Annotated in this window: 18 protein-coding genes; 12 read left to right on the top strand and 6 right to left on the bottom strand. The window is 66.2% G+C overall.

What is annotated here, in order from left to right:
• Positions 1-186: 186 nt before the first annotated feature.
• Together tsaB and ACCQ01_RS16255 are read left to right on the top strand one after the other, a co-directional pair.
• Positions 187-906, top strand: a complete 720-nt coding sequence (tsaB, locus tag ACCQ01_RS16260; protein ID WP_228431942.1) for a tRNA (adenosine(37)-N6)-threonylcarbamoyltransferase complex dimerization subunit type 1 TsaB — start codon at positions 187-189, stop codon at positions 904-906.
• Complete coding sequence (locus tag ACCQ01_RS16255) at positions 906-1,829, top strand: ADP-ribosylglycohydrolase family protein (protein WP_228431944.1); 924 nt, start codon at positions 906-908, stop codon at positions 1,827-1,829. The genes tsaB and ACCQ01_RS16255 overlap by 1 nt, the downstream gene beginning before the upstream one ends.
• A 216-nt stretch (positions 1,830-2,045) precedes the next feature.
• Here ACCQ01_RS16255 and ACCQ01_RS16250 read toward each other — a convergent pair whose 3' ends face one another.
• Together ACCQ01_RS16250 and gshB are read right to left on the bottom strand one after the other, a co-directional pair.
• Complete coding sequence (locus tag ACCQ01_RS16250; RefSeq protein ID WP_228431946.1) at positions 2,046-2,921, bottom strand: energy transducer TonB family protein; 876 nt, start codon at positions 2,919-2,921, stop codon at positions 2,046-2,048.
• Positions 2,918-3,868, bottom strand: a complete 951-nt coding sequence (gene gshB / locus ACCQ01_RS16245) for a glutathione synthase (protein ID WP_228431948.1) — start codon at positions 3,866-3,868, stop codon at positions 2,918-2,920. The genes ACCQ01_RS16250 and gshB overlap by 4 nt, the downstream gene beginning before the upstream one ends.
• A gap of 237 nt (positions 3,869-4,105) precedes the next feature.
• Here gshB and pilG point away from each other — a divergent pair, with 237 nt between their 5' ends.
• The 8 genes from pilG (at position 4,106) to ACCQ01_RS16205 (ending at position 17,167) form a co-directional block, all read left to right on the top strand.
• The gene (gene pilG / locus ACCQ01_RS16240; RefSeq protein WP_011038048.1) at positions 4,106-4,507 is read left to right on the top strand and encodes a twitching motility response regulator PilG; all 402 of its coding nucleotides are present in this window, start codon (positions 4,106-4,108) and stop codon (positions 4,505-4,507) included.
• Positions 4,508-4,524: 17 nt separating this feature from the next.
• Positions 4,525-4,887 (top strand): response regulator, encoded by a 363-nt coding sequence (locus ACCQ01_RS16235; RefSeq protein ID WP_228431949.1) that lies wholly within the window; start codon positions 4,525-4,527, stop codon positions 4,885-4,887.
• Complete coding sequence (locus tag ACCQ01_RS16230) at positions 4,887-5,417, top strand: chemotaxis protein CheW (protein WP_014508568.1); 531 nt, start codon at positions 4,887-4,889, stop codon at positions 5,415-5,417. The genes ACCQ01_RS16235 and ACCQ01_RS16230 overlap by 1 nt, the downstream gene beginning before the upstream one ends.
• Before the next feature lie 39 nt (positions 5,418-5,456).
• Positions 5,457-7,493: a methyl-accepting chemotaxis protein gene (locus ACCQ01_RS16225; protein WP_011038045.1), complete on the top strand. Its 2,037-nt coding sequence runs from the start codon at positions 5,457-5,459 to the stop codon at positions 7,491-7,493.
• A gap of 113 nt (positions 7,494-7,606) precedes the next feature.
• On the top strand, positions 7,607-14,587 hold the full coding sequence (locus ACCQ01_RS16220; protein ID WP_228431951.1) for an Hpt domain-containing protein: 6,981 nt from the start codon (positions 7,607-7,609) through the stop codon (positions 14,585-14,587).
• Positions 14,588-14,594: 7 nt separating this feature from the next.
• Positions 14,595-15,776 (top strand): chemotaxis protein CheB, encoded by a 1,182-nt coding sequence (locus tag ACCQ01_RS16215; protein ID WP_228431953.1) that lies wholly within the window; start codon positions 14,595-14,597, stop codon positions 15,774-15,776.
• A 34-nt stretch (positions 15,777-15,810) separates the two neighbouring features.
• Entirely contained in the window at positions 15,811-16,287 is a 477-nt protein-coding gene (locus tag ACCQ01_RS16210) for a chemotaxis protein CheW (RefSeq protein WP_012437706.1), read from the top strand.
• Positions 16,288-16,594: 307 nt separating this feature from the next.
• The gene (locus ACCQ01_RS16205) at positions 16,595-17,167 is read left to right on the top strand and encodes a GNAT family N-acetyltransferase (RefSeq protein WP_228432057.1); all 573 of its coding nucleotides are present in this window, start codon (positions 16,595-16,597) and stop codon (positions 17,165-17,167) included.
• A 241-nt stretch (positions 17,168-17,408) separates the two neighbouring features.
• Here the strand turns inward: ACCQ01_RS16205 and ACCQ01_RS16200 are convergent, their stop codons facing one another.
• From ACCQ01_RS16200 to ACCQ01_RS16190, 3 genes are all read right to left on the bottom strand, one after another.
• Entirely contained in the window at positions 17,409-17,828 is a 420-nt protein-coding gene (locus tag ACCQ01_RS16200) for a hypothetical protein (RefSeq protein ID WP_228431955.1), read from the bottom strand.
• A gap of 1,481 nt (positions 17,829-19,309) precedes the next feature.
• Complete coding sequence (locus ACCQ01_RS16195; RefSeq protein ID WP_228431957.1) at positions 19,310-19,882, bottom strand: sigma-70 family RNA polymerase sigma factor; 573 nt, start codon at positions 19,880-19,882, stop codon at positions 19,310-19,312.
• An 87-nt stretch (positions 19,883-19,969) separates the two neighbouring features.
• Positions 19,970-21,454: a vWA domain-containing protein gene (locus tag ACCQ01_RS16190; protein ID WP_228431959.1), complete on the bottom strand. Its 1,485-nt coding sequence runs from the start codon at positions 21,452-21,454 to the stop codon at positions 19,970-19,972.
• 597 nt (positions 21,455-22,051) lie between these two features.
• Between ACCQ01_RS16190 and ACCQ01_RS16185 the strand changes: the two genes are divergently transcribed.
• Together ACCQ01_RS16185 and ACCQ01_RS16180 are read left to right on the top strand one after the other, a co-directional pair.
• Positions 22,052-23,116 carry a glycosylasparaginase gene (locus ACCQ01_RS16185; protein WP_228431961.1) on the top strand — a complete coding sequence of 355 codons (1,065 nt, stop codon included), beginning with the start codon at positions 22,052-22,054 and terminating at the stop codon, positions 23,114-23,116.
• Positions 23,113-23,844: a copper homeostasis protein CutC gene (locus ACCQ01_RS16180; protein WP_228431963.1), complete on the top strand. Its 732-nt coding sequence runs from the start codon at positions 23,113-23,115 to the stop codon at positions 23,842-23,844. Before ACCQ01_RS16185 ends, ACCQ01_RS16180 begins: the two co-directional genes overlap by 4 nt.
• Before the next feature lie 272 nt (positions 23,845-24,116).
• On the opposite strand, the gene xopL is transcribed toward ACCQ01_RS16180, so the two are convergent.
• Positions 24,117-26,072: a type III secretion system leucine-rich repeat domain-containing effector XopL gene (gene xopL / locus ACCQ01_RS16175; RefSeq protein ID WP_372358902.1), complete on the bottom strand. Its 1,956-nt coding sequence runs from the start codon at positions 26,070-26,072 to the stop codon at positions 24,117-24,119.
• Positions 26,073-26,108: the final 36 nt, after the last annotated feature.

The following is a 26,108-nucleotide window of genomic DNA, read 5'->3' as shown; positions in this document are numbered from 1 at the left end:
GCTGCTGCGTCCCCCATACCGCAGCACGTGGCGTCATCCATCGACACAGACGCCCGTCGCATGTCGGATGCCGCCAACCCGCTACGACCGGGCTTACGCCCCGACTCGGGCGCCCCAGGGCGATCAGTTAAGCTTTGTGTCTCTCCGGGCCCCCAATTCCCGGTCCCTGATTCACGGTTCTCGCCCATGAAAATCCTCGCATTCGAAACCTCCACCGAAGCCTGCTCCGTCGCGCTGCATGTCGATGGAGCCGTGCGTGAGCGCTTCGAACTCGCGCCACGCCGGCACGCGGAGCTGGCGCTGCCCTGGGCCGAGCAGTTGCTTGCCGAAGCCGGCATCAACCGTCGCCAGCTGGATGCGATTGCAGTAGGCCGCGGGCCCGGTGCCTTCACCGGCGTGCGCCTGGCGATCGGCATCGCGCAAGGCATTGCCCTGGCATTGGATCTGCCGGTCCTCGCCATCTCCACCCTGCAGGTCTTGGCGCTGCGCGCGCCCGCCGAGGCCACCCATGTGCTGGCCTGCATCGATGCGCGGATGGGCGAGGTGTATGCCGGGCTGTTCGAGCGTCAGGGCGAGGCGCTGCTGACGGTCGGGTCCGAAGTGGTCTGCGCGCCGGAAGCCGTGCTGCTGCCGCAAAGCACACCGCAGTGGGCCGGCGTCGGTACCGGCCTGGCTGCCGGCGAGATGCCGCTGCAGCAACGCTTCGCCGGCCGGCTGTCCAGCGTGGATGCGGCTGCGCTGCCACATGCCGCGGACCTGCTGACCTTGGCGCTGCTTGCAGCGCTGCGCGGCGAGGGGGTGGCGCCGGAGCGCGTGGAGCCGGCTTATCTGCGTGACAATGTCGCGCTCACCCTGGTCGAACAGCAGGCCGCACGCGCAGCGAAGGCGGCGGAGGTTCGACGTTGATGGACAGCGCAACGGCACAGGCGCGTTTCCGCGGTTGCCTGCTGGGGCTGGCGGTGGGCGATGCAGTTGGCACCACGCTGGAATTCTGCGCGCCCGGCAGCTTCACCCCGATCGATGACATGCACGGTGGCGGGCCGTTCGCCTTGCGCGCCGGGCAATGGACCGACGACACCTCCATGGCGCTGTGCCTGGCGCACAGCCTGCTGTATCGGCAGGGCTTCGACGCCGCCGATCAGATGAATCGCTATTGCAACTGGTACCAGCACGGTTATCTCAGCAGCACCGGCACCTGTTTCGATATCGGTGGCACCGTCCGCCAGGCGCTGGAGCGCTATCTGGATGGCGGCCCGGCTTTCAGCGGCAGCGACGACCCGCGCTCGGCGGGCAACGGCTCGCTGATGCGTCTGGCCCCGGTGGCGATGTTTTACGCGCAGCGTCCCGAGCAGCTGGGCGAGCGCGCCGCAGACAGCTCACGCACCACCCATGCCGCGCCAGAGGCGCTGGATGCGTGCCGCCTGTTTGCGTTCCAGCTGCGTGCGGCGCTGCTCGGCAGCGGCCGCGACGAGGTGTTGCAGCCAGCCGCGTTGCCGTCGCAATCGCTGGTGACGCCGGCAATCGGCGCACTGTTGGTGCGCGCGCATGCATCCGTCGCACGTGCGCAGATCCGCGGCACCGGCTACGTCGTCGATGCGTTGTCGGCGGCGTTGTGGTGCTTCGCCACCACAGACACCTTTGCCGATGCAGTGTTGCGCGCCGCCAACCTCGGTGACGACGCCGACACCACCGCCGCGATCTGCGGGCAGCTGGCCGGCGCGTTCTACGGCATCGACGGCATTCCGGCGGCCTGGCGTGAACGGGTGCAGGATGCCGCCGAGATCGTCGCGTTGGCCGATCGCATGTACGAAGCAGCGCAGGCGCTCTGACCGCGGCTGCGAAGCGCTGGCAAGCCAACGAGGCGATCGATCGCCCGGCGTCCTGCATCTTTACGTGTGCGCAGCGATTGATTCGGCTATGTCCGGTCGCCAGACATCGAAGCGCGCTGCACTCCAGCGCGCAATGTGGGCGCTCATCAAGACGCTACCGATTGACCAGCAGCGCTTGCCCAGGCAGTGCCCATGCAGCCCCACGCGGATGCACGCTCAGCGGTCGTCGTGCAATTCGCCGCCAGGCAGGAACAACCAGGTGCGGGTGACCTGCAGGATGTCGACATCGTCCTTGCTGCGCGGCAACGGCGGAAACGGCTGTGCCAGTTGCACCACCCGCAAGGCGGCCGCATCCAGCACCGGGGTGCCGCTGGAGACCAGTACGCGGCTGCTTTCCACGCTGCCGTCGCGGCGCACGCCCACGGTGATTACCACCTTGCCGCCCAGCCGGCGACGGCGCGCTTCGTCAGGGTAATTGAGGTTGCCGACCCGTTCGGCGCGGTCCACCCAGGCACGCAGATAGTTCGCGTAGGCGTACTCGCGGGTGCTGGCGGACACGAACTTGCGGTTGGGCCGCTTGGCGTACTGCTCCGAGCGCAGATGCACCTCGGCCGCCAGCCGCGCCATCTCGGCATCGCGCTGCACGCGTTGCGCATCGGCAGGCGAGAGCGGGTCGGTCTGCGGATCGGGTTGTGGCGTCGGCACGGCCTGTTCGCCGCGGCGGCTGGACACCACCCGCGTCTGCGTCGGCAACGGCGCTTGCACGGTGGTGGCACGCTGCGCCTGCGGCGCCAGCCCGGTGCGGTCTTGCGGCACCACGCCCGATTGGCTGTCGCGCGGGCGCTGTGCGGTGTCGTGGTTGCCGCCGCCCTGCTGATTGGCCTGGGCCAGGAAGTCGGCCTGCTTGGGCGTCAGCGGGGTGCTGGTCTGGCTGAAGATCACATCCAGGGTGGGCACCAGCGGTGCGTCTTCGCTCACCGCAAAGCCCACACCCAGGATCAGCAGGCCATGCAGCAGCAGCGAGATCACCAGCGTCGCGGTCAGGCGCTGGCGTTCGTCCATCGGTGCAGGCAAGGCCGCGGCCGTGCTCATTGCGCGGTGCCGGCCTCGATCGCATCGAACAGCAGCCCGGCAATATTGAGCCCGAACTGCGCATCCAGCTCGCGCACGCAGGTGGGGCTGGTGACGTTGACTTCGGTGAGGTAATCGCCGATCACGTCCAGGCCCACGAAGCGCATGCCGCGGCGTTTCATTTCCGGGCCCACCTGCGCGGCGATCCAACGGTCGCGCTCGGACAGCGGGCGGCCTTCGCCACGGCCGCCGGCGGCCAGGTTGCCGCGGAACTCGTCGCCCTGGGGAATGCGCGCCAGGCAGTAGTCCACCGGCTCGCCGTCCACCAGCAGGATGCGCTTGTCGCCGGCAGTGATATCGGGAATGAAGCGCTGCGCCAGGGTCAGCTTGCGGCCGCCATCGGTCAGCGTTTCCAGGATCACGTTGAGATTGGGGTCGCCGGTGCCGCTGCGGAAGATCGAGCGCCCGCCCATGCCATCCAGCGGCTTGAGCACCGCCTGGCCATGTGCGAGCACGAACGCCTTCAGTGCGGCCGCATCGCGGCTGACCAGGGTGGGCGGGCAGCACTGCGGGAACAGCAGCGCGGCCAGCTTCTCGTTGTAGTCGCGCAGGCCCTGCGGGTCGTTGACCACCTGGGCACCGGCGCGCTGGGCGACGCTCAGCACCTGGGTGTCGTAGATGAACTCGGCGTCCACCGGCGGGTCCTTGCGCATCAGCACCACCTGGCCGGGACCGAACACCAGCTCGGCGAACGCGCCCAGGGTGAACCAGCTGGACGTGTCCTCGCGCACGCTCAGCGGCGCGACCTGCGCCACGGCGCGTCCTTCATGCAGGCTGAGTCCGCCGGGGCGCACATAATGCAGGCGGTGACCACGGCGCTGGGCTTCCAGCAACATGGCGAAGGTGGTGTCTTTGGCGATCTTGATGGAGGCGATGGGATCCATCACCACAACGACGTCGAGCGACATGGGGCTAAACCTTTAGAACAAGCTGCCGATGGTAACTTCAAGCGGTGGGCGATGGCGCGCCCGGCGGGTTGCGAATGCGCGACTTGCCGGTCCAAGGGCGCCCTGCTGCGGTCGGAACGTCCGCCTGGCGGGGCCCCGGCAAGGCACCCTTGACAGTCGATGCGGGTCTTGGGATATACATGTAGTTTCGTAGCGACGCCGGAAGGGATGAAGCGTCGCGCGCCCGGGGATATTTGCATGACTGAAAACATGGCTGCGGGTGGGGAACTCGCAGGACTGAAGGTGATGGTTATCGATGATTCGAAGACCATTCGCCGCACTGCCGAAACGCTGCTCAAGCGCGAAGGCTGTGAAGTGGTGACAGCGACGGACGGATTCGAGGCACTGGCCAAAATTGCGGACCAGCAACCTCAGATCATTTTCGTGGACATCATGATGCCGCGCCTGGATGGGTACCAGACGTGCGCGTTGATCAAGGGCAACCAGCTCTTCAAGTCGACGCCGGTGATCATGTTGTCTTCCAAGGATGGCCTGTTTGACAAGGCACGCGGCCGCATCGTCGGCTCCGAGCAATATCTGACCAAGCCATTCACCCGTGAAGAACTACTGAGCGCGATCCGTACGTACGTCAACGCCTGACCAGGGGGAAAGGCAACATGGCTCGAATCATATTGATCGAGGACTCGCCCACCGACCGGGCAGTCTTCAGTCAATGGCTGGAAAAAGCTGGTCATACGGTCGTCGCCACCGACAACGCCGAAGGGGGACTTGAGCTGATCCGCAGCCAGGCGCCCGATCTGGTGCTGATGGATGTGGTGCTGCCCGGCATGAGCGGCTTCCAAGCCACACGTGCACTTGCGCGCGATCAGGCAACCAAGGACATCCCCGTGCTGCTGGTCAGCACCAAGGGCATGGAAACCGACAAGGCCTGGGGATTGCGGCAGGGTGCAAGCGACTACATCGTCAAGCCGCCGCGCGAGGACGATCTGATCGCGCGCATCAAACAATTGGTGCGTTGATGCGTTCTCCATTCGACATTCTCGAAGACTACGAGCGCCGTAGCCTTGCGCATGCCACGCCGCTGCCGGAACGTCAGTTCTCGGCCGATATCTGGCGTGGCGTGGGGTATCGCGTCGGCACCCGCCGGCTGGTCTCGGATTTCCGCGAAGTCGCCGAAATCGTGCCGATGCCGCCGGTGACGCCGGTGCCGGGCGCGCAGCCCTGGCTGCTGGGCGTGGGCAACCTGCGCGGCAACCTGTTCCCAGTGATCGATCTGAAGCAGTTCCTGGAGGGGCGGCGCACGGTGCTGCAGGAAGGTCAACGCGTGCTGATCATGCGTCAGAGCGGCGGCGACGTCGCGCTGACCATCGATGAGCTGTACGGCCAGCGCAGCTTCGAACAGGCGCAGGCGGTCGAACCGGGCGAGTTGGCGCAAGGCCGCTATGCCCACTTCATCGATCGTGCTTTCCGCAACGAGACGCAGGACTGGGGTGTGTTCTCCCTGGCGTTGCTGTCACGCACTCCTGAATTCCGGCAGGCCGCGGCCTAAGCCGCGACCCCGCCACGTCATACAGATCGAGGTCGAACCATGAGTACCGCCCCGGACGCCCGCAAGACCAACAAGCTCGGCAGCGTCAGTACCAGCTTCTGGCTTGGCCTGCTGGTGTTGTCGATGATCGTGTTCGGCGCCAATACCGGCGTCGCCACCTGGCAAGGCAGCCGCCTGGCCGGTGCCAGCACCGGCGCGGCCGACCTGCAGGTGCTCTCGCAACAGCTGGCCAACCAGGGCCGCGAAGCGGTCTCCGGTGACGCCAAGGCCTATGCCGCGTTCAAGGAGACCAAGGGCCGCATCGACAGCACGGTGAGCGAACTGGATGGCCGCTACGGCCAGGAAGGCTCGGTCTCTGGCGCGATGGCGCAACTCAAGTCGACCTGGGTGCCGCTGAGCAAGAACGCCGACCAGGTGATCGCCAGCGAACCGGCCGTGCTCGGCCTGGCCGGCAATGCAGACCGCTTCTCCGGCAGCGTGCCGCAGCTGCAGGCGCAGTTGAACGAAGTGGTGCGCGCGATGACCGTCAGCGGCGCGCCCGCGTCGCAGATCTACAACACGCTGCAGCAGGTCGTGGTCGCCGGCACCATGGCGCGCCGGGTGACCGAAATGCGCGCTGGTGGCGCCAATGCGGCGTCCTCGGGCGACGCGCTGGCACGCGACTCGGTGGTGTTCACGCAGATGCTCGAAGGCCTGCGCGCCGGTAACGACGAACTCGGCATTGCCGCGGTGCGTAACCCGGCCGCGCTGTCGGCACTGGAGCAGTCGCAGGCGCAGTGGACGACGATGAAGAAGGACGTCGACGCCATTCTGGCCAGCTCGCGCAATCTGTTCGCCGCGCAGTCCTCGGCCGCGGCGCTGACCGCCGGCTCGAGCAAGATGCTCGACGACAGCAAGAAACTGTTCGATGCGTTCTCCGCATTCGGTTCGGTGCGCGACACGCGCCTGTTCCCGAACTTCTGGCTGGGCGTGGTCTCCGGTTTGCTGGCGCTGCTGGCGATTATCGGATTCGTGTGGAGTACGGTGCGTGCGCGCTCGCGCGAGCAGGACGTGCGCTACCAGTCGCAGGTGGAATTCAACAGCCGTAATCAGCAGGCCATTATGCGGTTGCTGGACGAAATCAGCTCGCTTGGTGAGGGCGACCTGACCGTGAAGGCCTCGGTGACCGAGGACATGACCGGCGCCATCGCCGACGCAATCAACTACGCCGTGGACGAGCTGCGCCACCTGGTGACCACGATCAACGACACCTCGGCCAAGGTGGCCGTGTCGACCGAGGAAACCCAGGCCACTGCAATGCAGCTGGCCGATGCGGCCGGCCAGCAGGCCAACCAGATCACCACCGCTTCCGAGCGCATCAGCGAAATCGCCGCCAGTATTGAGCAGGTGTCGCGCAACTCCACCGAGTCGGCCGAAGTGGCGCAGCGCTCGGTGGTGATCGCCGCCGAGGGTGCCGGCGTGGTGCGCGAGACGATCCAGGGCATGGACCAGATCCGCGACCAGATCCAGGAAACCTCCAAGCGCATCAAGCGCCTGGGCGAGTCCTCGCAGGAGATCGGCTCGATCGTGGAATTGATCAACGACATTTCCGAGCAGACCAACATCCTGGCGCTCAACGCCGCGGTGCAGGCCGCCTCGGCAGGCGAGGCCGGTCGCGGTTTCGCGGTCGTGGCCGACGAAGTGCAACGCCTGGCAGAACGCACCTCCAGCGCGACCCGACGTATCGAAGGCCTGGTCCAGACCATTCAGGCCGATACCAACGAGGCGGTCAGCTCGATGGAGCAGACCACCTCCGAAGTGGTGTCCGGTGCACGCCTGGCCGAAGACGCCGGCACCGCGCTGACCGAAATCGAGCGCGTGTCCAACGCACTGAACAACTTGATCAAGAACATCTCCATCGCCGCGCACCAGCAGTCCGCTGCGGCGGCGGACATCACACAGACCATGGGCGTGATCCGTCAGATCACCAGTCAGACCTCGCAGGGTGCAGGCAAGACGGCCGCGTCGATCGGCAATCTGGCCCAGCTGGCGGCCGATCTGCGCCGTTCGGTTGCCGACTTCAAGCTGCCGGCGTGACCACGACGCGGAACGGGAAAGGATCAGCAGATGGCGCGTAGTCGCGTTACGTCGATGCAGGAATGGGCCAAGCGCCGCAATTGCGGTCGTGCGGTCGTTGTCAGGGGGCTGCAATGAGTGCGCTTCGCGATGCGATGAGCCACGCCGCACTGGGCTGGGTCAAGCCGGAGCTGGATGAAACGTTGCGCCAGGCGCGCAACGAGATCGAGTACTTCGCCGAAGAACCGTCCGACACCAGTCGGATGCGGTTCTGCGCGGGCTATCTGCACCAGGTGCAGGGCACGTTGCGGATGGTCGAGCTGTACGCGCCGGCGATGGTTGCCGAAGAACTGGAACTGCTCGCCAACGCGGTGCAGGCCGGTGAGGTCAGCGACCGCGACGAGGCCTGCGCGATGCTGATGCGCGGCACCGTGCTGCTGCCCGATTACCTGGAGCGCCTGCAGAACGGCCACCGCGACATTCCGATCGTGCTGCTGCCGCTGCTCAACGAGATCCGTGCCACGCGCGGCCAGCCAGGCCTCAACGAGAGCGTGCTGTTCGCCTTCGATCCGCAGGCCGGTGTTGCTACCGAGGCCGAACTGGATCACGCCCGCGGCAGCCTGAGCGGACGTAACCGCGAATTGCTCGACACCGTCGGCAATGCGGTCAAGGAAGAACTGCTGCGCGTCAAGGACGCGCTGGATCTGCATCTGCGCACCGGCGGCGACATCGCCGAGCTGCAGACCCAGGTCAAGGAACTCGGCAGCGTGGCCGACACGCTGGGCATGATGGGCCTGGGTGTTGCACGCAACGTGGTGGTGCAGCAGCGTGACGCGCTGGCCCGCGTGGTCGATGGCCAGGTGCAGATGGACGAAGGCGTGCTGCTGGATATCGCCGGCGCGCTGCTGTACGTGGATGCCTCGCTGGACGATCAGGTCGCCAGCCTCGGTGCCGACGTCGGCGAAGCCGGCGATGAAGCCAGCACCAGTGCCAGCGCGTCGGAAGTCCGTCGCACGGTCGACGTGCTGGCGCAGGAAGCGATTGCCAACTTCGGTGCCGCGCGCGAACACTTCGTCGCCTTCATCGAGACCAACTGGGACCACGCCCGCCTCACCGACGTGCCGCATCTGCTGGGCGAAGTGGGCGGCGCGCTGCGGATTCTGGAATTGCCGCAGGCCGCCGATTACCTGGAAGGCGTGCGCCGTTATGTCGATCTGGAACTGATCGGCAAGCAGCGTGTCCCCAGTGGTCGCCAGCTGGACACCCTGGCCGATGCCATGGCCAGCCTGGAGTACTACCTGGAAGCCCTGCGCGAGCGCCGTCCCGGCCGCGAGGAAATCCTCGACATCACCCGCAACAGCCTGGAAACCCTGCGTTACTGGCCGTTGCCGTCGGGCCAGCCGTCCGAACTGCCGGTGGGCGCCGACCAACCCGGCGCGGCCGAACCGCAGCCTGCGGTGGTGCCGTTCGCACAGCAGCTCAGCGAGCCGAACCCGGCCGCCAATGACGCCGCGCCCGCTGCGTCGCTGGAATGGGCCAACGAGACCGTGCATGAAGCGCCGTTTGCGGACAGCGCGGTGCAGGACACCGGCGCTGCGGCAACCGACAGCGTGTTCTCGTTCGACCCGGTGGCCGCGGAAGAAACCGTGTCCGGCCAGTCGCACGTGCCGTTCACCATTGCCCCGGTGGCCTTGTCCGATGACGGCGCGCAGGCGCCGGGCAGCTGGCAGCTGGACACCACCGAGCAGAGCGCACCGCCGACGTTGTCGGCGTTCGACCCGGTCTCGGCCGAGCAGGACGGCAGCGATGCCGAGGCCGCGCAGGTCAGCTATACCGTCGATCTGAGTGCGCTGGAACAGGACGTGCCTGTCGCGCCGGTGGTGGCTGAGGACGCGCCGCTGCAGATCGAGCAGATCGACCTGCCGGGCGAAGACACCATTGCGCCGCTGGAGTTCATCACCCCGGTGCAGTCGCAGCGTGCCGGCAGTCTCGAGGATGCGTTCTCGCCGCCGCCGCCCCCGCAGGAAGACGACAACCCGTTCGTGGAATCGGCGCCTGAGCCGACGCCGGAACCGGCCGAACCGACCACCGAGGCCGCGGGCCCGCGCGTGCAGCAGGCCACGGTCAGCGAATTCGAGCTGGACGATGCGTCTGCCGCGTTCCTGGCGCAGCTGGATGCCGCTGCCCAACAGTTCGACGTCGATGGCGCACCCGCCACGCCGGCAACTGCCGATGCGGCAGCGACGCCGGTTGCAGACGCACCTGCGCCGGTCGCGGCAGAGGCCGGGATTTTCGGCGGCTTTGGCGACAGCGATATCGATGACGACATCCGCGACGTGTTCCTGGAGGAATTCGACGAGGAACTGGTCAACCTGGGGCAACTGCTGCCGGTGTGGCGCGCTGCGCCGCACAGTCAGGAAAACCTGCGCCCGATCCGCCGTGTCTTCCACACCCTGAAGGGCAGTGGCCGTCTGGTGGGCGCCAGCACACTCGGCGAGTTCAGCTGGAAGATCGAGAGCATGCTTAACCGCGTGCTCGACAACTCCCGGCCGGCCAGCCCGGCGGTGGTGGCGATGGTCGAACTGGCCTACGAGGTGCTGCCGCAGTTCAATGCCGCACTGCGCGACCAGGGCCGCATCAGCGCCGATCTGCCGGACATCCAGGCCGTGGCCGAGCGTGTGGCCGCCGGCGAAGAGGCCTATTACGTGCCCGCCGTGCAGGCCGTGGCCGAGGCGCCGGTGATCCCGGCGCTGCCCGCCGGCACCGCGCCGATCACCGAAGGCACGCCCGCATCGGTGGACAGCGTGTTGCGCGAAATTTTGGAAGCGGAAGTCGCCACCCATCTGGAAACCGTGCATGGCTGGCTGCAGGCCGCCCAGCACGGCCCGCAGTTGGCGACCGAAGAACTGTTGCGTGCCGTGCACACCATGAGCGGCGCGTTCGCCATGACCGATGTGCCGGAAATCACCCTGGTCACCACGCCGGCCGAAAGCTATGTGAAGCGCCTGCTCGGTGCGTCGGCCACGCCGTCTGCAGAGGGCGTGGAAGCGCTGGCTGCGACCGCGGCGGCGATTGCCACCACGGTGACCGCGCTGCGCGCCGATGCGCCGCTGATTCCGTCGTTCGCGCCACTCACCGAGCGCCTGCGCGGGCTGGTGGACGAGCTGCCGGAAGCGCAGTGGCCGCCACAGGTGTTCCTGGACGAACTGGAAGAGGTGGATGCCGCGCAGGACACCGCCGGCATCGAACTGACGGGTGTGGAAGACCTGTCGCGCTACGTCGATGCGGATGCCTTGGCGACCACCGGCGATGTATCTGCACAGACCACCGGCGATGCGACGTTGGACGCCCAGCCGCAGGACGACGCGCCGATTGCAATCGACGAACTGGCCACGGCCGAAGCCGACGACAGCAGCGCGCTGTCGCTGGACGACGCCGCGCCACGCGAAACGATCAGCGACACCGCCGAGCTCGAACAGCAACTGCGTGAAGCGATCGATGCGGTGCCGTTGTCGGCCGATGCCTCGCTCGATGACGCGCCGCAGGCCGACAGCGATGCCGATGCAGCGCTGACCACCGCGCAGGACACGGTTGCCGACGAGCCCGTGCTTGCCGCCGATGCCTGGGACGCGACCGATCTGCAGACCACCGCGCCGGCCGATGTCGATGCGCATGCCGGTGATCGGACGTACGAGGATGCGACGACGGACCGCGCCGCTGACGAGGCCGAGCACACCACGCACGCCGAGACAGAGGCCGCGACCTTTGCGGCGAGCGATGCGGTGGCCGTCGATGAACTTGCCGATGCAGAAGCACGCCTGGGCGATGCGCAGACTCTGGACGTGCCGTCGCTGGATGAGGCGCAGGCCGAGCAGCACGCGTCGAGCGATCTGCAAGCCGAGCAGGCCGAACAGCCCTCCGAGCAGACGCACGCCGATGCCGATGCACTTGGCGTGCATGCCGAACAGCAAGATCAGGATCGCGACGAACACGCGGCCGATACGTCAGTCGACACGATCGATGCGTTGGAAGCGGTACACGCCGGGACCGATGCGAACGATGGTGCCTATGCGCCGGTAGCCGAAGAATGGACACCGGAAACCGCCGCACTGGATAGCGTGGACACCACGCACGCGATGCAGGATTCCGGGCAGCAGGAGCAGCACGAACTGCCGCACGACCACGTGCAGCCGTCCGAGCACTTCGACGCGCAGGACGGCGACGCCGCCCACGATCACGACCAGCAGGTGGCTGACGAGGCCGCGTTGCTGGCGGTGGATGGCGCGCAGCCACTCGATGCGTTTGCCGCATCGAGCGAGGGCGACGTAGCGCAACTGGACGACGCACCGCTGGAGCACGCAGAAGCAAGCGACAGCGTGCCGGCGCAGACCATCGAGTCGGTGCAGGCGTTCGAGATGGCGCAGGTCGCCGACCGTGTGGAAGAAGCCGGCGATCCGCTGGCCGACACCTTGCCGAGCGAGGCGATTGCCGACGTTGCACCGGCGCAGGACGCCGCCGCTGGCGATGTGGACAGCAGCAACGACCAATTCGCCGACGCTGCCGATGGCAGCAGCGATCAGGACGCCGCACAGCTGCACGACACCACGCCCGTCGAACACGTCGAACACGTCGAACAGGACGCGCAGGAAGAGCCAGCCGTCACTGCAGAAGACGCAGCAGCCAGCGCAGAAGAAGACACCGCGCCGGTGGCCTTCAGTGCGCCGGTGGAAGAGGCCGCACCGGCCGACACCACTGCCAACGATGCCGGCGCTGCCTTCGATATCGGCCCGCTCAACTTCGACGAGCTCGATGGCGAACTGGTCGACATCTTCGTCGAGGAAGGCCGCGACCTGCTCGACCATTGCGATGGCCTGATCGCCCGCATGCGCGAAGTGCCGGAAGACCGCGATGTCCTCAACGGACTGCAGCGCGATCTGCACACGCTCAAGGGCGGCGCACGCATGGCCGGCATCAACGCCATCGGCGACCTTGGGCACGCGATCGAATCGCTGCTCGAAGCCGTGGCCGCCAACCGCACCGACATCGATCGCGATGACGTGCGTCTGTTCGAGCGCGGCTTCGATCGCCTGCACCAGTTGTTGACCCGCACCGGCATGCACCGCGCCGTGGCGATGCCGGTCGATTTGGTGGAAGCCTTCGAAACGCGCACCCGTGGCCGTAGCACCGCGCCGCAAACCGATGCCGACGTGCGTGCCATCGCCAAGGCCTCGGTCGAGCCGGCACCGCTGTCGGCACCGATCCCGGTGGATGGTCAGGTCGAAGAGGATTTCCTGCCGCGCGTGCAGCAGGAGCAGGTGCGCGTGCGCGCCGATCTGCTCGACCGCCTGGTCAACCACGCCGGCGAAGTGGCGATCTACCGTTCGCGGCTGGAACAGCAGCTGGGTGCCTTCCGCGGCGCCATGGGCGAACTGGATCGCACCAACGCCCGTCTGCGCGACCAGTTGCGTCGTCTGGATCTGGAAACCGAAGCGCAGATCGTTGCGCGCTATCAGCGTGAGCAGGACCAGGGCGACCGCACCTTCGATCCGCTGGAACTGGACCGCTTCTCCACCCTGCAGCAGCTCAGCCGCGCGTTGAACGAATCGGCGGCCGACTTGGGCGGCCTGCAAGGGGTGCTGGAAGACCTCTCGCGTCAGTACGACGGCCTGCTGCAACAGCAGTCGCGCGTCAGTTCCGAACTGCAGGACGGCCTGATGCGTGCGCGCATGGTGCCGTTCGATGGCCTGGTGCCGCGTCTGCGCCGTGTGGTGCGCCAGGCGGCGACCGAAACCGGCAAGCAGGTGCATCTGGTGCTGGAAGGCACCCAGGGCGAACTGGACCGCAACGTGCTCGACCGCATGGTCGCGCCGCTGGAACACATGCTGCGCAACTCGGTCGCGCACGGGCTGGAACCGCCCGAGCAGCGCCGCGATGCCGGCAAGCCGGAAGAGGGCAGCATCGCGATCCGCCTGCGCCGCGAAGGCTCGGAAATCGTGCTGGAAGTGGCCGATGACGGCGCCGGGCTGGACCGCGAGGCGATCCGTCGCCGTGGCGAACAGCGCGGCCTGATCGAGCCTGGCCAGGAGCTCACCGAGGCCGAGTTGGATGGCCTGATCTTCGCGTCCGGCTTCAGCACCTTCGACCAGGTCAGCCAGCTGGCCGGCCGTGGCGTGGGCATGGACGTGGTACGCAACGAAGTGCGTCAGCTCGGCGGCTCGGTGGACATCCACTCGGTGCGCGGCCAGGGCGTCACCTTCACCCTGCGCCTGCCGCAGACGCTGGCGGTCACCCAGGCGGTGTTCGTGCGGATCGGCGAAACCACCTTCGCGGTGCCGGTGGGTTCGGTCAGCGGTATCGGCCGCATCTCGCGCACCCGTTACGAGTCGGGCGAGGGCGGTTACCACTACGCAGGCGAGGAATACGTGCTGCACGACCTCGGCTCGCTGGTCGGCCAGCCGGTTGCGCGTGCCGATGGCCAGGCGCAGGTGCCGTTGCTGCTGGTGCGTGCCGGTGATCTGCGCGCCGCCGTGGCGATCGACCAGGTGCTGGGCAACCGCGAAATCGTGGTCAAGCCGGTGGGCCTGCAGATTGCCTCGGTGCCGGGCATCTACGGCGCCACCATCACCGGCGATGGCCGCGTGGTGGTGATCCTGGACGTCGCACCGCTGGTGCGCCGTTATCTGACCCAGCCGGCACGTCCGGCACTGGAAACCCCGGCCGAAGCACAGCGCCAAGTACCGTTGGTGATGGTGGTGGACGACTCGCTCACCATGCGCAAGGTCACCAGCCGCGTGCTGGAACGCCACAACCTGGATGTCACCACCGCACGCGATGGTGTCGAGGCATTGGAACTGCTCGAAGAGCGCGTGCCGGACCTGATGCTGCTGGATATCGAAATGCCGCGCATGGACGGCTACGAGCTGGCCACCGCGATGCGTGCAGACCCGCGCTTCAAGGCAGTGCCGATCGTGATGATTACCTCGCGCAGCGGTGAAAAGCATCGCCAGCGCGCCTTCGAGATTGGCGTGCAGCGGTACCTGGGCAAGCCTTACCAAGAGTTGGATCTGATGCGAAACGTGTATGACCTGCTGGGGATCGCCCGTGTCCGAGAATAATGGCGCTATGGGAACTCCAGTGGCCCTGCTGGGCCGGCCCGGGCAGGCGCGCGAGCGTCTGCGCGAAGCCCTGACACTGGCCGGTGCGCAAGTCGTGCTGGAAGACGAGCCGGCGGCGGTCGACGTGCAGATGCTGCGCGATGCCGAGCCGGTCGCCGTGCTGGTCGCGCTGGAGCCGGCAATCGAAGATGCGCTCGAAGCCCTGGAGCCGGCCTTCAACATGCCCGGCGTCACGGTGATCTTCGACGAAGCCGAGCTGACCGTGCGCCGTGAGGGCTGGGAAGCGCAGCGCTGGGTGCGCCATCTGGCGGCCAAGCTGCACGGCCATGCCGATGTGCTGCCGCCCGGCACCGAAAGCGAGCCATCGCTGCAGCCGGAGCCGGGCCTGGAGTTCGTCTCCAATCGTCAGGATTCGGACCTGCAGCTGGATCAGCATCTGGAAGCGGCCGCGCATGCCTTTGAACGCGTGCCTGGCGATGCGATGTTCAGCCACGTAGCCGAGGCCGCACCTGCGGTGTCTGCGTCGACACCGGCGCTTGGCGATTCCAGCACCTGGGGCCTGGTCGATGAGGTGGCCGTGGTGGTGCGTCCGCGCAGCGAGCCGGATATGGCCGCGCTGTCCACGGGCAGCCTGTCGCTGGTGGATCTGGATCAGGCCGCGGCCACACGTGGTGCGGTGGTGGTGATGGCCGGGATTGGCGGGCCGGATGCAATCCGCCGCCTGCTGGCCGCGCTGCCGCCGGCCTTCCCGCGCCCGCTGCTGGTACGCATGGCCCTGGATGGCGGGCAGTACGGCAACCTGGTGCGGCAGATGGGCCGGGTGTCGGCGTTGCCGGTGGAGCTGGGAGAGATTGGCCAGCCGATCGAGGCTGGCAAGGTCTATGTGTTGTCCGACGAGGTCGGCGTGCAGCAGCAGGCCGGTGCACTGGCCTTTGCCGCGCAGACCGACCCGGCGGCGCTGGTGGCCGCGTTGCCGCCGGCCGACAGCGCGGTGCTGATGCTCAGTGGTGCCAACGAAGCACTGGTTGAGGCCACGCTGGCCCTGGCCGGGCAGGGTGGTTGGGTAGCCGGGCAATCCGCCGATGGCTGCTACGACCCGGCCGCCGCCGCGCGCCTGGCGCAGCAAGGCATGCTTTCCGGTGACCCGGCGCAGTTGGCGCAGGCGTTGGCTCAGCGTTGGCCGGCGTAAGCCGGGCGTTCCCACCCAGATTGGAAGACAAGCGATGAGCTACGCCAACAATGACGAAATCCGCGGCGTCCTGATCCAGGCCGGGCAGGAGCGCGTGCTGCTACCCAACGCCACGGTGGCCGAGGTGATGTCGCGCGTGGCAGTGGAGCCGCTGGCCGACATGCCACGCTGGATGGTGGGCCGCATCGACTGGTACGGCTGGAAGGTGCCGTTGCTGTCGTTCGCGCGCCTGAGTGGCATGGGCGAAGAGCCCACCGCGCTCAATAACAAGGTGATCGTGCTGAAGGCGCTGGGTGGCAACCCGGTGCTGCCGTATTTCGCATTGCTCACTGCCTCGTTCCCGCAGCTGATTTCGGTGCCGCGCGATGGCCTGCTGGCCGACGCCTCCGAAGATGTGTTGCCGGACGGCGTGCACATGCGCGTGCTGCTGGGCGAACAGAGTGCGTTGCTGCCCGACCTGGACGCCATCGAGGCGCAGGTGGGCCAGGCGCTCGCCGCCGCGGCCGCCTGACACCAACGCCCCACGGCTGCGTGACCGCCACGCAGCCATGTGTGCCATTGCCTCCGGTAGCGAACGTAGCGACGCGATGGATGCGTTGCAGCGCTGCTCGTTTAGAGCGGCCACCAGTGCTCTGTTTCAGCCGTCGTTCTTTCTATCCAGATGAGCCGCGCATGCTGCGGCTGCGTGCGGGCGTCGCTCTTATTGCTGCGGCTACGCATTGTGCGAATAGCCTGCCTGAAACGCTGTTTTGCGCGATGCAGTTGATCGGCGCGAGCGTGCCGCGTTTGGGCAGGATGCGTCGTTCGAGCGCGCCACCGTGAGCATTCCGGTGTTTGCACCGCTACGGCACGCCGATGGCGTAGTGTTGTGCGACCTGGCCGTGGTGGACCCGGCAGCCATGGCCGACTACCACACCCGCAATCGCGCCTACTTGGCCGATGCCATGCCGGCACGGCCGCCGGCGTTCTACACCACCGATGGCTGGCGGCGCCTGTGCATCGCGTACCGCACCGCAGTGCCAGGCGAGCGCGAACTCCAGCTGGTGTTGCTGATGGAGAGCCAGGTGATTGGCACGCTGGGCTTTACCCAGATCCAGCGCGGTGCGTTTCAGGCCTGCCACATGGGCTACGGGTTGGATGCGCAGCAGCAGGGCCGTGGCCTGATCCACTGGGCTGCCACCCAGGGCATTGCTTTTGTATTCGAGGCACTGGGCCTGCACCGCGTGATGGCGCAGTACGTGCCCGAGAATCAGCGCAGTGCGCGCGTGTTGCAGCGCCTGGGCTTCCAGGTGGAAGGGCAGGCGCGCCGCTATCTGCAGTTGAACGGCGTGTGGCGCGACCATGTGCTGACCAGCCTGCTGCGTGAGGATGGGTTTCCGGCCGAGGAGTGATGGATGGCCTTTGAGTAACCGCTGTATTCGGTTGCACGCGCCTGATCGGTGACGTTCCCAGTTGTTGTTGAGTTGGCGCTGATGACGGCGTTGCGGAATAACGCGCATCTGGATGCATCGCGCCGTTTAATGACGTCTGGGGACGGCAAAAGCCACATGGAGGGCGGTGGACACAGACGCTCGTGTGAGCGTCAAAGTCTTTGCGGCCCAGCGGCTACGGCTGCTCGACAGGCCGCTGGCATCATTCCTGCGCGTTGCTGGAAGAGACGTCCACGCGCAGCTGGTCCGCTGCCAGCTGCGTGTCCTGCAAAACGTCCACGCGCGTTGTCCAGCCGCGTTGCTGGATCTGCTTGCGCAAACCCGCGGCCCAGCGCTGTACAGCCGGTGTGTCGGGCGCTGCAGCCCACAGACGGATGCGCGGCGGCGCAGTGCTGGGCGCACGTTGGGCGAACCACGCGGTGGGGCGTACCGAAAGTGCGACGGCCTCGCCTGCGGGTCGCGGCGCCGGGGATGGTTTGGCGGGGACCTGCATCGCAAGCGACTCTGCGGTGGGCAGCGGTGCTGACTGGCTATCGCGTTGCGTGTCATTGCGGATCACTGGTGCCCGACGCGCCGGCGCGCTGAACTGACCGACCACGGTTGCAGCCGGGACGGACGCCATGTCGGCGGGCGATATGGAGGATGGGGATCTGCTGCGGTCCATCACCGAGGATGGTGCGTCTGACTCTGCCGATGTGCGCGGAGGCATCGCAGCAGGACGCATCGGTGTTGTCTGTGCAAGCGATGCATCGGCAGACGCATCTGCCTGGCCCGCGGCGATTGGTGCAGGCGGTGGTGGCGCTGCGGTGGGTGCGGCTTCGGCTGCAGCATTGCCTTCGGCCATCGGTTCCGGCAAAGACGGCGCCGCTGCGACTGCGAATTTGGAGGGCGCCGGTGGCGCTGGTGCCGCTGGTGCCGGTGCCGGTCGTGCAACGGCAGGCGCCAACGGAGGCGCAGAGGCGGGCAGCGATTTGGCTGTGACTGCGGGCGCTTCGGCGGGCGAGGGCAGAGCAGGTTGCGCAGATGCAGGGGCAGATGCAGTGGAAGATGCAGGTGCATCGATGGGCGCCTGCACGGCCATCGAAGACGCTGCGGGGGCATCGATCAGCCTTGCCATCGGAAGTGGCGGTTGGCCAGAATCTGTCGTTGCGTGATGTGCATCCGATGGGGGGGCTGGCGCTACGTCCATCGCAGCATCGGGCACGGGTTGGTGGGCCTGCCATTGCAGCCCCACACCGACGGCGAGCGTGATCGAGGCGGCAAATGCGAGTGTCGGCATCCATCGCCGCCGCCGGGTGCTCCTGAGGGCTGGCGTTGCGGGCACATGCGTGTCAGCCATGGCAGGCTGCGGTGCTTGCGTCGTTGCCGCTGCAGCTACTTCGCGCGTATCGGGTTCGGAGGCGGGGTGAGGAACAGGCCCGGTGGAGGCTTGTGCCGCGTTTGCGTGCACATGCTTGCCCAGGCGATGATTGTCGCTGTCGCTGTCGCTGTCGCTGTCGCTGTCGCTGTCGCTGTCGCTGTCGCTGTTGGTTTTGTTGTTGCTGTTTATTTCAAACCGACGCGCTGAGGTAATCCCCGAGTGATCATTCACCTCAGCAGGTGCAGCCGTTCCCGCGGATGTCTCCGAATCCGACAACGCATCGCCGCGCGATGAAACGCTGCGAACAAACGCAGTGGGCCGCTCCGCCAGCTCCACGTGCTGTTGCGCGTCGATCCACGCGCGCGCCTGTGCGCTCAATGGCGCACCGACTGCCTGCACGGCATCGCCGCCCTGTGCCAGTTGCGTCTGCACTGCCTGTCGCTGCGACGCCTGTGCCTGATCGGCCTGCGCAGCAGCAGCAGAAAATGCTGCCTGCAGGCTGGCTGGTGGCTCGAAATCAAACGTCTGCGTTCCCGCAGCGTTGACCACTGGCGCCGACCCGGCTTGCGCCTGCGGTGCTTCTGCTGCGACTCCTGCTGTGGTTGCCGCATGCGCCACCGATGCTGCCCGTGCCGCTTGCACAAACCACGCATCCATCCCCGCCGGTGGCGCGTACGCAGGCAGTGCGCGCAGCAGCGCCGAGATGCCGTCTTCGCCCTCCAGGAACTGCTCGAACAGTGCGCTCATTGCACCGCATCCAGGCTGACGCGCAGCTTGGCGAATGCATAGCGCAGGCGGCTTTTCACGGTCTCGAAGCCTTCGCCCACCACGTGGGCGATTTCTTCAACACCAAGTTCGGCAAAGAACCGCAGCACCACCACTTCGCGCTGCGCATCCGGCAAGGCCATGACGGCCGCGCGCACGCGGTGCTGCTGTTGGCCAAGCATCGCCAACTGCTCGCCCGACAACTCCTGGTCGGGTAGTTGCAGATGCGCCTCGTCCAGCGCGATCGAGGTGGTGTGATGGGCGCTGCGGCGCGTGTCGATCCACGCATTGCGGCCGATCTGGAACAGGAACGTGGTGAACGCGGCCTGCCCGGGCCGGTAGTCGCTGCATCGGGTCATCAGCTTGACCCAGGTCTTCTGCGCCAGGTCTTCGGCCTCGCTGACGTTGCCCTCGCAGAGCCAGGCCAGGAAATTGAACAGCGCACGGTTGTGACGCTGGAACAGCATGCTTGCCGGTTGCTCGATGAAGCCATTGGCGACAAGGAGCATGAGCTCCTCGTCGGGAAGTTGCGCAAGATCGGTCGATGGCATGCGCGCAGTGTAGAGCGCGTGCTGCGTGGTGCAATGGCTCATTGCCAGCTCAGCGCGCATGCCATCTTCCGGGGAACGTCCTAGCGATCAGTCGTTAGTGGCAAGCGGCCGGCTACTCAATGCGTCTGCCTGCTGCAGCAGCTGCAGGAAATCGGCGCGGTAGCCATGCCTGTCGCTGCCCAGGCTGCCAGCCGCCAATGCGCGCAGCTGCGGGTAATCCCAGCCGTGCAGCTGGCTGCCGCCACGCAGACGTTGACCAAAGCCGGCCACCGCTGCCGAAAAGCGGAACGCATCGCTGGTGGCAGCCAGCGCTTGCTGCTGGTTGGCACGCACCACGGTATCGAGCAGGCGGCTGCGCTGCGCCTCCGGCAGCTTGTAGCGCAGCTTGACGTGCGCCAGCTCGTTGCCGGTCGTAGGCTGCGGGCGCCGCGCCGCGGTGGTGGCGTAACGCAGCGGGTCGACGGAGGCGGCGCCCTGTGCCGGGGTGATTTCATACAATGCGGTGACAGTGTGCCCGGCGCCGATGTCGCCGGCGTCGACCTGGTCGTTGTTGAAATCCTCGCGGCGCAATGCACGGTTTTCATAGCCGATCAGGCGGTATTCCTTGACTGTGCCCGGATTGAATTCGACCTGGATCTTGACGTCGCGCGCGATGGTGGCCAGTGTCGACCCCAGTTCGTGGGTGAGCACCTTGCGTGCTTCCAGCGCCGAGTCGATGTAGGCGTAGGCGCCATCGCCGGCGTCGGCCAGTTGCTCCATCAGCGTGTCGTTGTAGTTGCCGGTGCCAAAGCCGAGCGTGCTCAATGCCACGCCGGAACGGCGCTTTTCGGCCACCATGCCCTTGAGCTGGTCGAAATCGGTGACGCCCACGTTGAAGTCGCCATCGGTGGCCAGCAGGATGCGGTTGATGCCGCCGCGCAGATACGCCTGCTGGGCCGCTTTGTAGGCCAGCTCGATGCCACTGGCACCGGCAGTGCCGCCGCCCGATTGCAGGCTGTCGATGGCTTCGACGATGCGCGTTTGTTGGTCGCCGGATGTGGGTGGCAACACCACGGCGGTGCTGCCGGCGTAGGTCACCAGGGTGATGCGGTCCTGCTTCCGCAGTTGCCGCACCAGCAATTTGAGCGATGACTGCAGGAGCGGCAACTTGTCTGGCGCGTCCATCGAGCCGGAGACATCCACCAGGAACACCAGGTTTGCGGGCGGCAACGCGGCGGTTGGCACATCGCGGCCGGCCACGCCGATGCGCAGCAGCAGCGTGTCGGTGTTCCAGGGCGTGGGAGCCAGTTCTGTGCGGACCGCGAACGGCGTGCCATCCGTCGGCGCCGGATCGTCGTAGCGGAAATAGTTGATCAGTTCTTCTACGCGCACTGCATCCACCGGTGGCAAGGTGCCGGCATTCAAGAAGCGGCGCACATTGCTGTAGCTGCCGGTATCCACGTCGATGCTGAAGGTGGAGACCGGCTGTTCGGCGGCCTGCACGATCGGGTTGTCGCTCAGCGTTTGATAGGTCTCGCGGTTCTCGGTAGGCGGGCTGGGCGGCATTGGCATCAGGCGCTCATGCATGTGCATCGGCGCTGCGAGTACGGCCGCCGGGGCAGGGGCTGCGGGGGTGGAAAGCACCGGCGGTGCAGGCAGCATTGGGCGTGAGGCTGTCTTGGAGACCTGCACGTTCCCTTGTGCGCGCTGGCGCAGGGAGCTTTCGACCTGGGGCGCCACCAAGCTGGTCTCGGGTAACGGCAGGTTTGCGGCCGAGTCCGCTACCGGTGGCTGCGGTTCGCGTGGTGTGGCAGCGTCATGGGTGAGCGACGGCGTGGCGGGCTGATTGCTGCTGCAGGCGCCCAGGAGCAGGGCGAGCGCAAGAAGGCTGTGGCGCGGCATACAACGTCCTTTGCTTGTCGTGAACAAGCGTGGCGAGAGAAGAGGTCCGGAGGTCGCCGTGCACTGCGCCTCTGAACGTCTAACGGGCCAGGATGGGAAACAGGGTTAACCGATGCGAGATTTTTTTCGCCGACTTGGCGGCTTCGTTCGCGCTGCCGTGGTTCGCGTTGTGCGCGGATCCGCATGCACGGCAGTGGCGTTGTGGTTTATCGGCACGCCCCGCTGTCGCATCATGGGAGGCTGCCGCTGATTGCGCGGTCACCTGTTTCCGTCACGGAGTGCATCTGGATGATCCAACGTCGTCACTTCCTCAAGAGCGCCACGCTTGGTGCAATCGCTTCCGGCCTGGCCGGGTGGGGCGCACGTGCGCAGGCCGCCGCCGGTGCCGGCACGGCCGGACGCGTTACCGTGCTGCCGCGCGGCGCAGCGCGGGTGATTTCCACCTGGGATTTCGGCATTGCCGCCAATCAGGCGGCCTGGAAAATCCTCGGCAGCGGCGGTATCGCACTGGATGCGGTGGAAGCCGGCGTGCGGGTGCCCGAAGCGGACCCGAGCAATCCCACAGTGGGGCTGGGCGGTTACCCGGATCGCGATGGGCGGGTCACGCTGGACGCCTGCATCATGGATCACCTGGGCAATTGCGGCTCGGTGGCGGCACTGGAAGATGTGGTGCACGCGATCTCGGTGGCGCGCGCGGTGATGGAGAAAACCCCGCATGTGATGCTGGTCGGCGATGGTGCGCGTCAGTTCGCGCTGGAGCAGGGATTCCCGCAGACCAAGCTGCTCACGCCCAGCTCGGAGGCGGCGTGGAAGGAGTGGTTGAAGACGTCGAAATATTCGCCGGAAGCCAATATCGAAAACCGCGCCTGGCGCGATGCCAAATTGCCGGGCGGCAAGGACAATCACGACACCATCGGCATGCTGGCGCTGGATGCGCACGGCAATCTGTCCGGTGCGTGCACCACCAGCGGCATGGCGTGGAAGATGCACGGCCGGGTCGGCGACAGCCCCATCATCGGTGCGGGCCTGTATTTGGATAACGACGTGGGCGGCGCCACCTCCACCGGCGTGGGCGAAGAAGTGATTCGCAATGTCGGTAGTTTCGCGGTGGTGGAAATGATGCGCCAAGGCAAGTCGCCGGCCGATGCCTGCCGCGAGGTCGTCATGCGGCTGATACGGCGCAAGCCCGAGCTTACGCGCACGCTGCAGGTGGGCTTTCTGGCGATGAACAAACGCGGCGAGGTCGGCGCGTTCGCGATCCAGAAGGGTTTCAGCTACGCGGTCTGCGATGCGCAGCGGCAGGACCTGCTGGTGCCCGGCGAAAGCCACTACACCACTGAGCCTGCGGCATGAGCGCGTTGGGGCTGGAAGTGGCTGCCGATTCGATAGGTTCGGCATTGGCTGCGCAGGAGGGCGGTGCGATGCGGGTCGAGCTCTGCGGGGGGCTGGATGGCGGCGGGTTGACGCCGTCGTTCGGCACGCTGGCGGTGGTGCGTGAGCGTTTACAGATTCCGCTGTATGTGTTGATCCGTCCGCGCGTGGGCGATTTCGTCTTCGATGCGGAAGAGGTCGAGGTGATGCGGCGCGATGTGGAGCAATGCGTGCGGCTGGGCTGCGATGGCGTGGTGTTGGGCGCGCTGGATCCGGATGGGCAGGTCGATCTGGCCACGATGCGGGTGTTGATCGAGGCGGCGGGATCGCTGGGTGTGACCTTCCATCGTGCGATCGATGTCAGTGCCGATCCGTCGCGCGCGCTGGAAGATGCGATCACGCTGGGGTGCGAGCGCGTGCTGACCTCCGGTGCGCGTGCGAGCGCGCTGGAAGGTGTCGACACCATAGCTGCGCTGGTGCGGCAGGCAGGCGGCCGCATCAGCATCATGCCCGGTGCCGGGCTCTCCGAGGACAACCTTCGCACCGTGAGCGAACACACCGGCGCCCACGAGTTCCACGCCTCGGCGCGCCGCGTGATTGCCGCGCAGGTGCAGGCACCGCACCCGTCTATTCGCGATCTGGGAGGCGACTACCAACGGACGGATGTCGTACGGGTGCAGCGAATGGTAGATGTGTTGCAGCAACGCTGAGCAACGCGTATGCGCGCCCGGTGACGAGAACTGCGATTGGCACGCTCTTCTCGCGCCGTCTCAGCCTTGAGGCGGCTACCCTAGCCGGCACCACGGGATGCAAGGCCCGACAGATCTGGTGTCGCTGGAAGCGCGCGCTGTGCGGCTGGTGGTCAAGAGCGCCGGCGCATTGCCGGGCGGCACGCTCATCGGTCTGGACGCTTCCGCATCGGTGGCATGTTGCGGCTTCTATACGCAAGCTGTCGGCAGCCAGAATCCACCGGTCGTTCTGTCTACTCGCCATCCGAGCCTTCGTGCGCATGCTCGGGCAGATATAGCGGGAAAGAGGGAAACTGCCGACGATCTTGCGGGCGTGCAGCGACGAGCCATTCGCGGGTCTTCCACATCTGTACCGCTTTGGCCAGCGTCGATGCGTCCATTTCGCTTTCTTGGTGATAAACGTATTGTCCGAGATGATCGACGATACCCAGGTGCGCATTTTGCTGCGCCTGCCAGTTGCTCACGGCGGTGTAATGATCGTTCAGGTCTTCACTGGTCATCCCTTCGACTCTAGGCGTGTCACCCGCCATTTGTTGCACCATTGTCAGGAAATCTGGATCCTTGCTTTCATCGAGCATTTTTTTGAGTGCGGCCACCTCGCCGAGCGTGGCGGGAGTTCCCGGAGGCCGCTTGTCGGGACGATAAGATGGGGCGCCTTCGATAAACGGGTTTCTTTCGTCATCGATGACAACGCTCAACAGGGCGTGTGCGGTGTCATCGATTTTTTCAAGCGCGTCTTTACGCGCCTGCATGCCGGTGAGTGCAGTGCAAGAGGAAGATGCACCCGCCGGATCGATCGTGGTGGCGGGGTGGGGATTGGCGCCGATGGGACCGGTGCGATCTTGTCTTGGCGGCACTATGTGCTGCCTGAGTCGATCGAGTTGCGCTTGCAGATGTGGTGGAACACGGATTGTGCAAGCGGCAGGCAGTGCAGAGATTGTCGGAGGCAGTGCTTGCAGTCTGTTGCAGCCTCGCAGGTCAAGCTCTTCAAGCTGCGTCAGTGTATGAATATCCAGTGGCAGAGTGACCAGCTCGCTGCAGTCCCGCAGGTTGAGTCTCTTCAATGGCGCACGGCCCCTGGCAACCGGGGGATAGTTGCGTAATGCCGAGCCCTGCAAATCCAGTTCTTCCAGCCTGGGCATGTGATGAATGTTGACGGCAAGTTGGGCCAGTGGTGAGTGCATCACCTGCAATCTTTTCAAATTTTCCAGGTGCATGATCGAGGTCGGGAGGATGCGTATTCCTGTGCCCAACAACTGTAGTGCTTGCAGGTTGATCAGCCCCTCGTATTGGCCGGATACGTTGCGCATCGCAAGATTGCGGGGCAGCTCTGCCAAGTCCGGACAGAAGACGATGCTGAGCTGTCGCAATTTGCTCAGGTAAGAAATGGATGCCGGCAGCGAGCGAATCGGATTCTGCTCCAACGCCAATGTCTGCAAGTTGGCGAGGTCTTGCATGGATTGCGGAAGTTCCAACAGGCCCGCTGCACTGATGGTCATGTGTTCCAGGTGGGAAAGACGGTCGGTCTGCTCAGGGAATCGGGGCAGTGGCAGGCAGTGGAGATTCAGCGATGCGACAGCGGGGTTGGCTGCTTCCGCTAACGTGGCTGTGGTTGCTCTCAGAGCCTCCTGCGGATCGGTCTCGACGGCCGGCATGCCGTCGATGGCAGCGCTCCATGCGTTGCGCCATTGCGCATTGGCCGCCGCGCATTCCTGCCGCCATTGCGACAACGCACTTTCGTAGGTGGAAGTCGATGCGCCGTGCTCCAACCGCGTGTTGCCTGGCGCGGCGTGCGAGCCTGGGCGCGCAGCTTCGATGCGCGGCGAGCCCGTTACCGTGGAGTGGAACCGGACCCGTTCTCTGGCGCCCAGTTGTGGCACGCCTGACGAGTGAAAAGCGTCTGCGGGTCCTTCATCTGCTGCCATGTGGTCATCAACTTGGTGAGGATGCGAACGCACGTCCGACCTGGGCTGCCGACCGGAGATTTCGGATGACGCTGGTGTCGATGATGGGCGACGCGGACGGTTGCCGGTTACACGCCCGAGCAGGTCACCAAGCAGGCCTGAACCGCGATCGGAAACGGCGCGAGGCCGCGTCCGATCGGAGGGCAGCGCGTTTGGGTTGGAGATGTCCTCAGGTGGAAGCTCCAACGGAACCTCTGGCGTGCGTGCCCGACCGATGCGCGGCATCGTGTTTCCTCGTTCGTTGCATGCGGTGTAATGAAA

This window comes from Xanthomonas sp. NCPPB 4037 (assembly GCF_041475695.2).
In the GTDB taxonomy this organism is placed as follows: domain Bacteria; phylum Pseudomonadota; class Gammaproteobacteria; order Xanthomonadales; family Xanthomonadaceae; genus Xanthomonas; species Xanthomonas campestris.
The sequence above is the reverse complement of the archived record's forward strand: the minus strand, read 5'-3'. Positions and strand labels throughout refer to the sequence as shown.

What these genes read in the sequence shown, in the direction of transcription:
- tsaB (WP_228431942.1), top strand. Translation starts at nt 187, where the DNA reads ATGAAAATCCTCGCATTCGAAACCTCCACCGAAGCCTGCTCCGTCGCG.
- ACCQ01_RS16255 (WP_228431944.1), top strand. Translation starts at nt 906, where the DNA reads ATGGACAGCGCAACGGCACAGGCGCGTTTCCGCGGTTGCCTGCTGGGG.
- ACCQ01_RS16250 (WP_228431946.1), bottom strand. Translation starts at nt 2,921, where the DNA reads ATGAGCACGGCCGCGGCCTTGCCTGCACCGATGGACGAACGCCAGCGC.
- gshB (WP_228431948.1), bottom strand. Translation starts at nt 3,868, where the DNA reads ATGTCGCTCGACGTCGTTGTGGTGATGGATCCCATCGCCTCCATCAAG.
- pilG (WP_011038048.1), top strand. Translation starts at nt 4,106, where the DNA reads ATGACTGAAAACATGGCTGCGGGTGGGGAACTCGCAGGACTGAAGGTG.
- ACCQ01_RS16235 (WP_228431949.1), top strand. Translation starts at nt 4,525, where the DNA reads ATGGCTCGAATCATATTGATCGAGGACTCGCCCACCGACCGGGCAGTC.
- ACCQ01_RS16230 (WP_014508568.1), top strand. Translation starts at nt 4,887, where the DNA reads ATGCGTTCTCCATTCGACATTCTCGAAGACTACGAGCGCCGTAGCCTT.
- ACCQ01_RS16225 (WP_011038045.1), top strand. Translation starts at nt 5,457, where the DNA reads ATGAGTACCGCCCCGGACGCCCGCAAGACCAACAAGCTCGGCAGCGTC.
- ACCQ01_RS16220 (WP_228431951.1), top strand. Translation starts at nt 7,607, where the DNA reads ATGAGTGCGCTTCGCGATGCGATGAGCCACGCCGCACTGGGCTGGGTC.
- ACCQ01_RS16215 (WP_228431953.1), top strand. Translation starts at nt 14,595, where the DNA reads ATGGGAACTCCAGTGGCCCTGCTGGGCCGGCCCGGGCAGGCGCGCGAG.
- ACCQ01_RS16210 (WP_012437706.1), top strand. Translation starts at nt 15,811, where the DNA reads ATGAGCTACGCCAACAATGACGAAATCCGCGGCGTCCTGATCCAGGCC.
- ACCQ01_RS16200 (WP_228431955.1), bottom strand. Translation starts at nt 17,828, where the DNA reads ATGGCGTCCGTCCCGGCTGCAACCGTGGTCGGTCAGTTCAGCGCGCCG.
- ACCQ01_RS16195 (WP_228431957.1), bottom strand. Translation starts at nt 19,882, where the DNA reads ATGCCATCGACCGATCTTGCGCAACTTCCCGACGAGGAGCTCATGCTC.
- ACCQ01_RS16190 (WP_228431959.1), bottom strand. Translation starts at nt 21,454, where the DNA reads ATGCACATGCATGAGCGCCTGATGCCAATGCCGCCCAGCCCGCCTACC.
- ACCQ01_RS16185 (WP_228431961.1), top strand. Translation starts at nt 22,052, where the DNA reads ATGATCCAACGTCGTCACTTCCTCAAGAGCGCCACGCTTGGTGCAATC.
- ACCQ01_RS16180 (WP_228431963.1), top strand. Translation starts at nt 23,113, where the DNA reads ATGAGCGCGTTGGGGCTGGAAGTGGCTGCCGATTCGATAGGTTCGGCA.
- xopL (WP_372358902.1), bottom strand. Translation starts at nt 26,072, where the DNA reads ATGCCGCGCATCGGTCGGGCACGCACGCCAGAGGTTCCGTTGGAGCTT.